This window comes from Pseudomonas sp. CMR5c, from assembly GCF_003850545.1.
Taxonomy (GTDB): domain Bacteria; phylum Pseudomonadota; class Gammaproteobacteria; order Pseudomonadales; family Pseudomonadaceae; genus Aquipseudomonas; species Aquipseudomonas piscis.
This window is the reverse complement of the sequence record NZ_CP027705.1, coordinates 137,512-153,243: the sequence shown is the minus strand read 5'-3', so window position 1 is coordinate 153,243 and position 15,732 is coordinate 137,512. Positions and strand designations below refer to the sequence as shown.

General features: G+C 59.5%; 1 protein-coding gene. It reads left to right on the top strand.

What is annotated here, in order from left to right:
* Nucleotides 1–225: 225 nt before the first annotated feature.
* Nucleotides 226–15,597 (top strand): LapA family giant adhesin, encoded by a 15,372-nt coding sequence (locus C4K40_RS00695; RefSeq protein WP_124421251.1) that lies wholly within the window; start codon nt 226–228, stop codon nt 15,595–15,597.
* Nucleotides 15,598–15,732 lie beyond the last annotated feature (135 nt).

Here is a 15,732-nt window from a genome sequence, read left to right as displayed (position 1 = left end):
CGTGAATATCAATGTGACATTAATAGAGCGATTGTTTAGGATGGCACCCATAAGGTCAATAGTTTGGCATAAACTTAATCTCGAAAGAATATAGCCAAAATATTGACAATCCACCTGTCAATTACCCGTTCCCAAATACACAGCAATGTACCCCCAGACTGAGCTGCGGCCAGCGCCCGAGCCGGTACATGGAAGTCGAATGAGCGGTACACCGGAGAGTCCTTAATGAGCAGTGTTGTTGCCATCGTCAAAAGCATTGTCGGTCAAGTTTTCGTGGTATCCCCGGAAGGGATCCGGCGTGTACTCATCGAGGGTGACCGCCTGTTCGTGGGCGACCAGGTGGATACCGGCCCAGCAGGCGCTGTCAGCCTGGAGCTGACCGATGGCCGTACGCTCGACCTGGGGCGCGACACTCAATGGAGCGGTGCCGCTCCGGACTCTGGCGCCGACCTGGCCCAGGCCGCCGCGCAAGCCGCGCCTTCGGTCGAAGAACTGCAGCAGGCCATCGCCGCCGGCGTCGACCCGACCACCGACCTTGAAGCCACTGCCGCCGGCCCGACCGCTGCCGGTACCGGGGGTAATGCCGGGGGCGGCCATAGCTTCGTCCAATTGCAGGAAACCGCCGGCCGGGTAGACCCTACCATCGGCTTCCCGACCGCAGGCCTGGGCCGGGCCACTTCGGCCCTGGACAACAACTTTGGCGGCCTGGCCAACAGCAATGGCACCACCAATGGCAGCGGCAGCGATAGCCTGCGTCCGGCCACCCTGACCCTCAACGCCACCCCGACCATCACCGAAGCCGGTGGCACCCTGGTCTACACTGCCACCGTGACCCAGGCTCCGCTGACTGACCTGAGCGTCACCCTGTCCAATGGCGCGGTCATCGTGATCAGCGCCGGCCAGCTGACCGGGACCGTGCAGGTGCCCATGGCGCCCCAGGACAACGTCTATATCGACCCGGGCCAGATCAGCGTAAGCGTCACCGGCACCACCGGCGGCGGTGGCCTGCAGGTCACTGTCGATCCGAACCCGGCGGTGACCCAGATCACCGATACCATCGACACCACCACGGTAACCCTGACCGCCGATGCCAGTGTCACCGAAGGCGGGCAGATCACCTACACCGCAACCCTGACCAACCCGGCGCAGACCCCGGTGACCATCACCTTGTCCAACGGCTCGGTCATCACCATCGAGGCGGGCAAGTCCAGCGGCTCGATCAACGTCCCGGCACCAGCCGATGACGTCTACAAGAATGGCGACAAGGTTGAAGTCGGCATCACCAAGGCCGATGGCGGCAACTTCGAGAACCTGGTTGCCAACCCCGACAAGGCGGTGACCACGGTTACCGACACCATCGACGATACTGGGCTGAACTTGAGTGCCACCGGCACCGTGGCTGAAGGTGGCTCGATCACCTACACCGCGACACTGACCAATCCTGCCGGTACTCCGGTGACCGTGACCCTGAGCAACGGCGCCGTAATCACCATTGAAGCGGGTAAAACCACCGGTACCGTGACCGTCCCTGCCCCGGCAGATGATGTGTACAAAGACGCCGGTAAAGTCGAAGCCACCATCACCAAAGCCGAAGGCGGTAATTTCGAGAACCTGGTTACCAACCCTGCGCCAGCCGTCACCAACGTCACTGACACCATCGATGATTCGACCGTGTCGCTCAAGGCGACTCCTTCGGCAGCCGAAGGTGGCCAAATCACCTACACCGTCACCGTGACCGCGCCAGTTACCGGCTCGCCTGTGACTGTCACTTTGGCTAATGGTGAAAAAATCACCATTCCAGTCGGTGAAACCACCGCCTCGATCAACATCACTGCACCAAACGACGCGCTGGTTGGCCACACTTCGGTGACCAACGCCATCACTGACGTGAGTGGTGGCAATTACGAGAACCTGGTCGCCGATAAAACGCCGGTGAATACCAACGTCACTGACACTGTTGATGACACCGGCCTCAGTCTCTCCGCTACTGGAACTGTGGCTGAGGGTGGCCAGATCACCTACACCGCAACACTGACCAACGCTGCTGGTACTCCAGTCACCGTAACGCTGTCTAACGGCGCGGTGATTACTATCGAAGCGGGCAAGACCACTGGCACCGTGACCGTTCCGGCTCCGGCCGATGATGTGTACAAGGATGCTGGCAAAGTCGAAGCCACCATCACCAAAGCTGAAGGCGGTAACTTCGAAAACCTGGTGACCAACCCTGCGCCAGCGGTCACTAACGTGACCGACACCATCGATGACTCGACTGTATCGTTGAAGGCAACACCTTCGGCGGCTGAAGGTGGACAGATCACCTACACCGTCACTGTCACTGCACCCGTTACAGGTTCGCCGGTCGTAGTGACCCTGGCCAATGGCGAGAAAATCACCATTCCAGTCGGCGAAACCACCGCCTCGATCAACGTCACTGCTCCAAACGACGCCCTGGTTGGCCACACCTCTGTCACCAACGCCATCACCGATGTGAGCGGCGGCAATTACGAGAACCTGGTCGCCGATAAGACCCCGGTGAATACCAACGTCACTGACACTGTTGATGACACCGGCCTCAGTCTCTCCGCTACTGGAACTGTGGCTGAGGGTGGCCAGATCACTTACACCGCGACACTGACCAACGCTGCTGGTACTCCGGTCACCGTGACCCTGAGCAACGGCGCGGTGATTACTATCGAGGCGGGCAAGACCACTGGTACCGTAACCGTCCCTGCCCCGGCAGATGATGTGTACAAGGATGCTGGCAAAGTCGAAGCGATCATCACCAAGGCCGAAGGCGGTAACTTCGAAAACCTGGTGACCAACCCTGCGCCAGCGGTCACTAACGTGACCGACACCATCGATGACTCGACTGTATCGTTGAAGGCAACACCTTCAGCGGCTGAAGGTGGACAGATCACTTACACCGTGACTGTCACTGCCCCAGTCACCGGCTCGCCTGTGACCGTAACCCTGGCTAACGGTGAAAAAATCACCATCCCAGTCGGTGAAACCACCGCCTCGATCAACATTACCGCTCCAAACGATGCGCTGGTTGGCCATAGCTCCGTCACCAACTCCATCACCGATGTGAGTGGTGGTAACTACGAGAACCTGGTCGCCGATAAGACCCCGGTGAATACCAACGTCACCGATACCGTTGATGACACTGGCCTGAGCTTGAGCGCTACTGGTACGGTCGCCGAAGGCGGTTCCATTGTTTACACCGCAACCCTGACCAACGCTGCCGGTACTCCGGTTACCGTGACTCTGTCCAACGGCGCGGTGATTACTATCGAGGCGGGCAAGACCACCGGTACCGTAACCGTTCCAGCACCGGCAGATGACGTCTACAAAGACGCCGGTAAAGTCGAAGCGACCATCACCAAAGCCGAAGGTGGCAACTTCGAAAATCTGGTAACCAACCCGGCGCCAGCGGTCACCAACGTCACTGACACCATCGACGACTCCACCGTATCGTTGAAAGCGACCCCATCGGCAGCTGAAGGTGGACAGATCACCTACACCGTCACCGTGACCGCTCCAGTGACGGGTTCGCCTGTGACCGTCACCCTGGCCAATGGTGAAAAAATCACCATCCCAGTCGGTGAAACCACTGCCTCGATCAATGTCACTGCACCTAATGACGCCCTGGTTGGTCACTCTTCCGTCACTAACTCGATCACTGACGTAAGTGGCGGTAACTACGAGAACCTGGTCGCCGATAAGACCCCGGTTAACACCAACGTTACCGACACTGTTGATGACACTGGTTTGACCCTGTCCGCTACCGGAACCGTGGCAGAAGGCGGTTCCATTGTTTACACCGCAACCCTGACCAACGCCGCGGGCAGCCCAGTCACCGTAACGCTGTCTAACGGCGCCGTAATCACCATCGAAGCCGGTAAAACCACTGGCACCGTGACCGTTCCGGCTCCGGCAGACGACGTCTACAAAGATGCCGGTAAAGTCGAAGCCACCATCACCAAAGCCGAAGGCGGTAACTTCGAAAACCTGGTGACCAACCCTGCGCCGGCCGTCACTAACGTGACCGACACCATCGATGACTCGACGGTGACGCTGAAGGCAACACCTTCGGCGGCTGAAGGTGGACAGATCACTTACACCGTGACTGTCACTGCCCCAGTCACCGGCTCGCCTGTGACCGTAACCCTGGCTAACGGTGAAAAAATCACCATCCCAGTCGGTGAAACCACTGCTTCGATCAACATTACCGCTCCAAACGATGCGCTGGTTGGCCATAGCTCCGTCACCAACTCCATCACCGATGTGAGTGGTGGTAACTACGAGAACCTGGTCGCCGATAAGACCCCGGTGAATACCAACGTCACCGATACCGTTGATGACACTGGCCTGAGCTTGAGCGCTACTGGTACGGTCGCCGAAGGCGGTTCCATTGTTTACACCGCTACCTTGACCAACGCTGCTGGTACGCCAGTGACTGTGACCTTGAGTAATGGTGCAGTCATCACCATCGAAGCAGGCAAAACCACCGGTACAGTCACCGTTCCGGCGCCTGCCGATGATGTGTACAAAGACGCCGGTAAAGTCGAAGCGACCATCACCAAAGCCGAAGGCGGTAATTTCGAGAACCTGGTTACCAACCCTGCGCCAGCCGTCACCAACGTCACCGACACCATCGATGACTCCACCGTATCGTTGAAGGCAACGCCTTCGGCAGCCGAAGGTGGCCAAATCACCTATACCGTCACCGTGACCGCGCCAGTGACTGGCTCGCCGGTCGTAGTGACCCTGGCCAATGGTGAAAAGATCACCATCCCAGTGGGCGAAACCACCGCCTCGATCAACATCACTGCACCAAACGACGCGCTGGTTGGCCACACTTCGGTGACCAACTCCATCACTGACGTGAGTGGTGGTAACTACGAGAACCTGGTCGCCGATAAGACCCCGGTTAACACCAATGTCACTGACACTGTTGATGACACCGGCCTCAGTCTCTCCGCTACTGGAACTGTGGCTGAGGGTGGCCAGATCACCTACACCGCGACACTGACCAACGCTGCCGGTACTCCGGTTACCGTGACTCTGTCCAACGGTGCTGTCATCACCATCGAAGCGGGTAAAACCACTGGTACCGTAACCGTCCCTGCCCCGGCAGATGATGTGTACAAGGACGCCGGCAAGGTCGAAGCGACCATTACCAAGGCCGAAGGCGGTAATTTCGAGAACCTGGTTACCAACCCGGCGCCAGCGGTCACTAACGTAACCGACACCATCGACGACTCCACCGTATCGTTGAAAGCGACCCCATCGGCCGCTGAAGGTGGACAGATCACCTACACCATAACCGTGACTGCGCCAGTTACCGGCTCGCCTGTGACCGTAACCCTGGCTAACGGTGAAAAAATCACCATCCCAGTGGGCGAAACCACCGCCTCGATCAACGTCATTGCTCCAAACGACGCACTGGTTGGTCACACTTCGGTGACCAACTCAATCACCGATGTGAGTGGTGGTAACTACGAGAACCTGGTCGCTGATAAGACCCCGGTGAATACCAACGTCACTGACACTGTTGATGACACCGGTCTGAGCTTGAGCGCTACTGGTACGGTCGCCGAAGGTGGCCAGATCACCTACACCGCCACCTTGACCAACGCTGCCGGTACTCCGGTGACCGTGACTCTGTCCAACGGTGCTGTCATCACCATTGAAGCGGGTAAAACCACCGGTACCGTCACTGTTCCGGCGCCTGCCGATGACGTCTATAAAGACGCCGGCAAGGTTGAAGCCACCATCACCAAGGCTGAAGGCGGCAACTTCGAGAATCTGGTTACCAATCCAGCCCCAGCCGTTACCAACGTCACTGATACCATCGACGACTCCACCGTATCGTTGAAGGCAACACCTTCGGCGGCTGAGGGCGGTCAAATCACTTACACCGTCACCGTGACCGCGCCAGTTACCGGCTCGCCTGTGACCGTAACCCTGGCCAATGGTGAAAAGATCACTATCCCAGTCGGTGAAACCACTGCCTCGATCAACGTTACTGCACCGAACGACGCGCTGGTTGGCCATAGCTCCGTCACCAACTCGATCACCGATGTGACTGGCGGTAACTACGAAAACCTGGTCGCCGATAAAACGCCGGTTAACACCAACGTCACCGATACCGTTGATGACACTGGCCTGAGCTTGAGTGCTACTGGTACGGTCGCCGAAGGCGGTTCCATTGTTTACACCGCAACCTTGACCAACGCTGCCGGTACTCCGGTTACCGTGACTCTGTCCAACGGCGCGGTGATTACTATCGAGGCGGGCAAGACCACCGGTACCGTAACCGTTCCAGCACCGGCAGATGACGTCTACAAAGATGCCGGCAAAGTCGAAGCCACTATCACCAAAGCCGAGGGCGGCAACTTCGAGAACTTGGTGCCGAGTACAACTCCGGCTGTTACTGAAGTTACCGACACTATCGATGATTCGACCGTGTCGTTGAAGGCAACACCTTCGGCGGCTGAGGGCGGTCAAATCACTTACACCGTCACCGTGACCGCGCCAGTCACCGGCTCGCCTGTGACTGTCACTTTGGCCAATGGTGAAAAGATCACCATCCCAGTCGGTGAAACCACTGCTTCGATCAACGTCACCGCGCCAAACGACGCCTTGGTTGGTCACTCTTCCGTCACTAACTCGATCACTGACGTGACTGGCGGTAACTACGAGAACCTGGTCGCCGATAAGACCCCGGTAAATACCAACGTCACTGACACTGTTGATGACACCGGTCTGAGCTTGAGCGCTACCGGGACTGTCGCCGAAGGCGGCTCCATTATTTACACCGCCACCCTGACCAACGCTGCCGGTACTCCAGTCACCGTAACGCTGTCTAACGGCGCGGTGATTACTATCGAAGCGGGCAAGACCACTGGCACCGTGACCATTCCGGCTCCGGCTGACGACGTCTATAAAGATGCTGGAAAAGTCGAAGCGACCATCACCAAAGCTGAAGGCGGTAACTTCGAGAACCTGGTGACTAACCCGGCGCCAGCTGTCACTAACGTGACCGACACCATCGATGATTCGACGGTGACGCTGAAGGCAACACCTTCGGCGGCCGAAGGTGGCCAAATCACCTACACCGTCACCGTGACCGCGCCAGTCACCGGTTCGCCTGTGACCGTCACGTTGACCAATGGTGAAAAAATCACCATCCCAGTCGGTGAAACCACTGCTTCGATCAACGTCACTGCACCAAACGATGCGCTGGTTGGCCATAGCTCTGTCACCAACGCCATCACCGATGTGAGCGGTGGCAACTACGAGAACCTGGTCGCCGATAAAACGCCGGTGAATACCAACGTCACTGACACTGTTGATGACACTGGTCTGAGCTTGAGTGCTACTGGTACGGTCGCCGAAGGTGGCCAGATCACCTACACCGCCACCTTGACCAACGCTGCCGGTACTCCGGTTACCGTGACTCTGTCCAACGGTGCTGTGATCACCATCGAAGCGGGTAAGACTACCGGTACAGTCACTGTTCCTGCGCCTGCCGATGATGTGTACAAGGATGCCGGTAAGGTCGAAGCGACCATCACCAAGGCTGAAGGCGGTAATTTCGAGAACCTGGTGACTAACCCAGCGCCGGCCGTCACCAACGTCACTGACACCATCGATGACTCCACCGTATCGTTGAAGGCGACCCCATCGGCCGCTGAAGGTGGACAGATCACCTACACCGTGACCGTCACTGCACCTGTGACTGGTTCGCCTGTGACTGTCACTTTGGCCAATGGTGAAAAAATCACCATCCCAGTCGGTGAAACCACTGCCTCGATCAACGTCACCGCTCCGAACGACGCCTTGGTTGGCCATAGCTCCGTCACTAACTCGATCACTGACGTAAGTGGCGGTAACTACGAGAACCTGGTCGCCGATAAAACCCCGGTGAATACCAACGTCACCGATACCGTTGATGACACTGGCCTCAGCCTCTCCGCTACTGGAACTGTGGCTGAGGGTGGCCAGATCACCTACACCGCAACACTGACCAACGCTGCTGGTACTCCAGTCACCGTAACGCTGTCTAACGGCGCGGTGATTACTATCGAAGCGGGCAAGACCACCGGTACAGTCACCGTTCCGGCTCCTGCCGATGACGTCTATAAAGATGCTGGCAAGGTCGAAGCGACCATTACCAAGGCCGAAGGCGGTAACTTCGAAAACCTGGTGACCAACCCTGCGCCAGCTGTCACTAACGTCACTGACACCATCGATGACTCCACCGTATCGTTGAAGGCGACCCCATCGGCCGCTGAAGGTGGACAGATCACCTACACCGTCACCGTGACCGCGCCAGTTACCGGCTCGCCTGTGACTGTCACTTTGGCCAATGGTGAAAAGATCACCATCCCGGTTGGTGAAACCACCGCTTCGATCAACATTACCGCGCCAAACGACGCGCTGGTTGGCCACACTTCGGTGACCAACTCCATCACCGATGTGAGTGGTGGTAACTACGAGAACCTGGTCGCTGATAAGACCCCGGTGAATACCAACGTCACTGACACTGTTGATGACACCGGTCTGAGCTTGAGCGCTACCGGGACTGTCGCCGAAGGCGGTTCCATTATTTACACCGCCACCCTGACCAACGCTGCCGGTACTCCGGTGACCGTGACTTTGAGCAACGGCGCGGTGATCACCATCGAGGCGGGTAAAACCACCGGTACCGTCACCGTTCCGGCTCCTGCCGATGACGTCTATAAAGACGCCGGCAAGGTTGAAGCCACCATCACCAAGGCTGAAGGCGGCAACTTCGAGAACCTGGTTACCAACCCAGCGCCGGCCGTCACCAACGTCACTGACACCATCGACGACTCCACCGTATCGTTGAAGGCGACTCCTTCGGCAGCTGAAGGTGGCCAGATCACTTACACCGTGACCGTCACTGCCCCAGTGACTGGCTCGCCTGTGACCGTCACTTTGGCCAATGGTGAAAAGATCACTATTCCGGTTGGTGAAACCACCGCCTCGATCAACATCACTGCACCAAACGATGCGCTGGTTGGTCACTCTTCCGTGACCAACTCCATTACCGATGTGAGTGGTGGTAACTACGAGAACCTGGTCGCCGATAAGACCCCGGTGAATACCAACGTCACTGACACTGTTGATGACACCGGTCTGAGCTTGAGCGCTACCGGGACTGTCGCCGAAGGCGGTTCCATTATTTACACCGCCACCCTGACCAACGCTGCCGGTACTCCGGTGACCGTGACTTTGAGCAACGGCGCGGTGATCACCATCGAGGCGGGTAAAACCACCGGTACCGTCACCGTTCCGGCTCCTGCCGATGACGTCTATAAAGACGCCGGCAAGGTTGAAGCCACCATCACCAAGGCTGAAGGCGGCAACTTCGAGAACCTGGTTACCAACCCAGCGCCGGCCGTCACCAACGTCACTGACACCATCGACGACTCCACCGTATCGTTGAAGGCGACTCCTTCGGCAGCTGAAGGTGGCCAGATCACTTACACCGTGACCGTCACTGCCCCAGTGACTGGCTCGCCTGTGACCGTCACTTTGGCCAATGGTGAAAAGATCACTATTCCGGTTGGTGAAACCACCGCCTCGATCAACATCACTGCACCAAACGATGCGCTGGTTGGTCACTCTTCCGTGACCAACTCCATTACCGATGTGAGTGGTGGTAACTACGAGAACCTGGTCGCCGATAAGACCCCGGTGAATACCAACGTCACTGACACTGTTGATGACACCGGCCTCAGTCTCTCCGCTACTGGAACTGTGGCTGAGGGTGGCCAGATCACCTACACCGCGACACTGACCAACGCTGCCGGCACTCCGGTTACCGTGACTCTGTCCAACGGTGCTGTCATCACCATCGAAGCGGGTAAAACCACTGGTACCGTAACCGTCCCTGCCCCGGCAGATGATGTGTACAAGGACGCCGGCAAGGTCGAAGCGACCATTACCAAGGCCGAAGGCGGTAATTTCGAGAACCTGGTTACCAACCCTGCGCCAGCCGTCACCAACGTGACCGACACCATCGATGATTCGACGGTGTCGCTCAAGGCGACTCCTTCGGCGGCTGAAGGTGGCCAAATCACCTACACAGTGACTGTCACTGCCCCAGTGACTGGCTCGCCGGTCGTAGTGACCCTGGCCAATGGCGAGAAGATCACCATCCCAGTCGGTGAAACCACTGCCTCGATCAACGTCACCGCTCCGAACGACGCCTTGGTTGGCCATAGTTCCGTCACTAACTCGATCACTGACGTAAATGGCGGTAACTACGAGAACCTGGTCGCCGATAAAACGCCGGTTAACACCAACGTCACCGATACCGTTGATGACACTGGCCTCAGCCTTTCGGCCACCGGAACCGTGGCTGAAGGCGGCTCCATTATTTACACCGCCACCCTGACCAACGCTGCCGGTACTCCGGTCACCGTGACCCTGAGCAACGGTGCCGTAATCACCATCCAAGCCGGTAAAACCACTGGCACCGTGACCGTCCCTGCCCCGGCAGATGATGTGTACAAAGACGCGGGCAAGGTCGAAGCGACCATTACCAAGGCTGAAGGCGGCAACTTCGAGAACTTGGTAACCAACCCAGCTCCAGCCGTCACCAACGTCACTGACACCATCGATGACTCCACCGTATCGTTGAAGGCGACCCCATCGGCCGCTGAAGGTGGACAGATCACCTACACCGTCACCGTGACTGCGCCAGTTACCGGCTCGCCTGTGACTGTCACTTTGGCCAATGGTGAAAAGATCACCATCCCAGTCGGTGAGACCACCGCCTCGATCAACATCACTGCACCAAACGATGCCCTGGTTGGTCACTCTTCCGTCACTAACTCGATTACCAATGTCAGCGGCGGTAACTACGAGAACCTGGTCGCTGATAAAACACCGGTCAGCACTACCGTGACCGACACCATCGACACCACCAACCTGTCGCTGACAGCTACACCGTCCGTGGCTGAAGGTGGCCAGATCACTTACACCGCGACACTGACCAACGCTGCCGGCACTCCCGTCACCGTGACCCTGAGCAACGGCGCAGTGATCACGATCGGTGCCGGCAAGACCACCGGTACCGTCACTGTTCCGGCTCCGGCCGACGATGTGTACAAGGATGCTGGCAAGGTCGAAGCGACCATCACCAAAGCCGAAGGCGGCAACTTCGAGAAGCTGGTCCCAAGCACCACGCCAGCCGTGACCGATGTCACCGATACCATCGATACCTCCACCGTGACCCTCAAGGCCACGTCTTCGGCGGCCGAAGGCGGAACCATCACCTACACCGCCACCGTGACCGCGCCGGTCACCGGTTCGCCGGTGACCGTCACCCTGGCCAATGGTGAGAAGATCACCATCCCGGTTGGCGAAAGCACTGGCTCGGTGAGTATCACGGCCCCGAACGATGCCCTGATCGGCCATAGCTCCGTGACCAACTCGATCACCGACGTCAGCGGCGGTAACTACGAGAAACTCGTAGGGGACAAGACTCCGGTCAATACCACCGTGACCGATACCGTCGACACCACGACCCTCAGCCTCAGCGCTACCGGCACCGTGGCCGAGGGCGGCTCGATCGTCTACACCGCCACCTTGAGCAACGCCGCCGGCACGCCGGTGACCGTGACCCTGAACAACGGCGCCGTCATCACCATCGCCGCGGGCAAGACCACCGGCACCGTGACCGTCGCCGCGCCAGCCGATGACGTGTACATCGACGCCGGCAAGGTCAACGCCAGCATCAGCGGCGCTACCGGTGGCAACTTCGAGAAGCTGGTCACCGACACCACCCCGGCCGTGACCAACGTCACCGATACCATCGACACCACGTCGGTCAGCATCACCGGCAGCGCTTCGGTGGTCGAGGGCCAGACCGCCAGCTACACCGTGAGCCTGACCCACCCGGCGCAAACCGAAGTCACCCTGAAGATCAGCTACAGCGGCACGGCCACCGACGGCTCGGACTTCACCGGCGTCTACACCGTGAAGATCCCGGCCGGCGCCAGCAGCGCCACCTTCAACGTGGCGACCATCGACGACAAGATCACCGAGAGCACGGAAAACTTCGTGGTCAAGATCGACTCGGCCACTGGCGGCAACTTCGAAAAACTGGTGGTCAGCGGCACCAACGGTAGCGTCACCACCTCGATCATCGACAACGACGCGCCGCCGGTCATCGACCTGGATGCCAACAACTCCAGCGGTGCCACCGGCGCCGACTACAAGGTCACCTTCACCGAGGGCACCAGCGGCCCTGGCGTGTCGATCGCCGATACCGACCTGAGCATCACCGATCCGGACAGCACCATGCTCACCGGCGCCACCATCGTGCTGACCAACCGTCAGCCCGGGGACTCGCTGAACCTGGGCAACAGCGTCAACGGCATCACGATCAACGCCAACAGCAAAGACGGTTCGATCACGCTGACCCTGTCGGGCAACGCGACCCTGGCCGACTACATGCAGCAGATCAAGAACATCACTTTCACCAACAACAGTGAAGATCCGAGCACCACGCCACGGACCATCACCGTGACCGTGACCGATGGCAGCAACTACTCCAACGTCGCCACCACCACGGTCAACGTGGTGGCGGTCAACGATGCTCCGGTAGCCACCGGCGGCGCAGTGACCGGTACCGAAGACACCGCGCTGACCCTGACCTGGAACAACTTCGGCGTCAGCGATGTCGACAGCCCGGCGTCCAGCCTCGGCGTGAAGATCACCCAGCTGCCGAGCGACGGCAAGCTGCAGTACCTCGACGGTTCGACCTGGAAGGACGTGGCCAACAACCAGACCTTCAGCAAGGCCGATATCGATGCCGGCAAGCTGCGCTTCACGCCTGATGCCAATGAATCCGGCACCAATGGTTACGGCGGCAACGGCGTGGGCAACCAGCAGGCGGATTACGCGCAGATCAAGTTCCAGCCCACCGACGGCCAGGCCCTGGGCAACACCGGCACGGTGAACATCGACATCACTCCGGTGGCCGATGCACCGAGCCTGGGCGTGGCAAACAACAATGTGAACTCCGTCGGCCTGCTCAAAGAGACCTGGACCAGCCTCAACGGCCTGGGAACCAACGGCAACGGCATTACCGGCGACGCGCTCAAGGCGGTGTTCGACAACTCCGGCAAACCGACCAGCAGCACGACGGTGACCAATGCCCAGTCCGATGGCAGCGTCGCAGGTGGCAGCGGTTCGAAAACTTCCGGACTGATCTACCTCGAGGCCGGCAAGACCTACAGCTTCAGTGGTACCGGCGACGACAGCCTGCTGATCACCATTGGCGGCAAGAACGTGGCCACCGCACTGTGGGGCTCGGGTGGCGGTATCAGCGGCTCGTTCACCCCGACCACCAGCGGCTACTACACCCTGGACATCTACCATGCCAACCAGAGCGGCCCGGGGAGCTACGACGTCAACCTGTCGGTCAATGGCGGTGCGGCAGTCGACCTGAACAGCGCCAACATCCCGATGTACCCCAACGAGACCGCGCTGAACAATGCCGGCGTCACCCTTTCCGAGCTGCATGGCAGCAACGGTGAAGGCTACTACGACGGCTACAAGCTCAATGAAGGTGCCGAAGGTGGCAGCGTCAAGGTGTCGAAGATCACCACCGCCCTGACCGATACCGATGGTTCGGAAACCCTGAGCGTGAAGATCAGCGGGATGCCTGAAGGCTCGGTCCTGAGCGACGGCGCCGGCCACAGCTTCACCGTGACCGCGAGTTCCGGCGAAGCCAACGTCACCGGCTGGAACCTGGGCAGCCTGACGGTCACTCCGCCGCCTTACTACAACGGCACGTTCAACCTCAATGTGACGTCGACCTCCACCGAGTCCCTGGGCGGTTCAGCCAGCACCTCGGCGCAGATCCCGGTCAAGGTCTACCCGGCCGTATACAACCCGGTGGTCGGCACTTCCGGCGACGACACCTTCACCGGCACCGAAGGCAACGACATCGTGGTCGCCGACATCGGTGGCCTGACCGTGGTCCCGGGCACCAACTACAACATCGCCTTCATGGTGGACAGCTCGGGCAGCATGAGCAGCTCGTCCATCGCCGCAGCCAAGGAATCCCTGACCGCGGTGTTCAACACCCTGAAGAACAGCATTGGCGGCGCCGGTTCGGGCACGGTGAACATCTTCCTCGCGGACTTCGACACCCAGGTCAACAAGACGGTGTCGGTGAACCTCAATGACCCGAACGCCCTGAACCAGCTCAAGGCCGTGCTGGACTCTATGAGCTCCGGCGGCGGTACCAACTACGAGGACGTGTTCAAGGCCACGGCCAACTTCTTCCAGAGCAACCAGGCCACCAGCAACACCAATGCCAAGAACCTGACGTACTTCATCACCGACGGCAAGCCGACCTACTACCAGGCCGGCGAGCAAACCAACCCGACGCTCTACAGCGGCGGTCCGAAGCTCGATGACTTGATCAACGTCAACAACTACAAGCTGGGCGACACCATCAATACCACGTACCTGGACAACACCCACGCCTACAGCGTGAGCAGCAACGGTACGCTGACCCTGCAGACCTATATCAATACCGGCTGGGGCGGGGGTTACTGGAGCGCCAGGGAGCTGGGCACCGTGCACGCCCAGGGCGACGGCACCTACGAGCTGTCGTACCGGGACGGTTCCGGCAACAGCACCGACTGGTACACCACCAACAACTCCAATTCCGGCTTCGCGTTGTTGAGCAAGCTGTCGGAAGTGGAGGCCATCGGCCTGAACAACGGGGTCAGCCTCAACGACCTCAAGCCGTACGACACCGATGGCAAGCCGCAGACCAATATCGATCCTAAGGACCTGGCCAACTCGATCATCGGCCATACCGAGGCCACCATGCCGGGTGCGGATACCATCAGCGGCGGCAATGGCAACGACATCCTGTTCGGCGACCTGGTGAGCTTCAACGGTGTGGCCGGCGAGGGCTACCAGGCCATGCAGGCCTATGTGGCCAAGCAGACCGGGGTCGATGTGAGCAAGGTCAGCGCCAGCAACGTGCACCAGTACATCACCGAGCACTACACCGAGTTCGATGTATCTGGCAGCCACGACGGCAACGACACGCTGCTGGGCGGCGCCGGCAATGACATTCTCTTCGGCCAGGGCGGCAACGACCTGCTGGACGGCGGCAAGGGCAATGACATCCTGCTGGGCGGCACCGGTAACGACACTCTGATCGGCGGCCAGGGCAACGACATCCTGATCGGCGGTTCGGGAGCCGATACCTTCGTCTGGAAGGCCGGTGACACTGGCAACGACGTGATCAAGGACTTCAAGGCCAGCGAGGGTGACCGGATCGACCTGCGGGACCTGCTGCAGGGCGAAAGCGCCAGCACCATCGACAACTTCCTCAAGATCACCACCGTGGACGGGGTCTCGACCCTGCAGGTCAGCTCCGAAGGCAAGCTCAACGCCGCCGGCGGCCTGGCCAACGCCGACGTGACGATCAAGCTGGAAGGCAACAACTGGTCCAATGCCAGCATCAACTCGTTGATCGCCGGCAGCGATCCGACCATCAAGATCGACCACAACAACAGCTGATCGGCTCCTGGCCACCGCCGCTCGCCAGCGGTGGCCAGGCCCCGGCAGACAGCAAGCGCCGTGACGATTGGCCCGGCACAACGCATACTCGCCTCCTGAGTACCGCGTTGGCCCATGCTGCCGGCGGCTAGACGC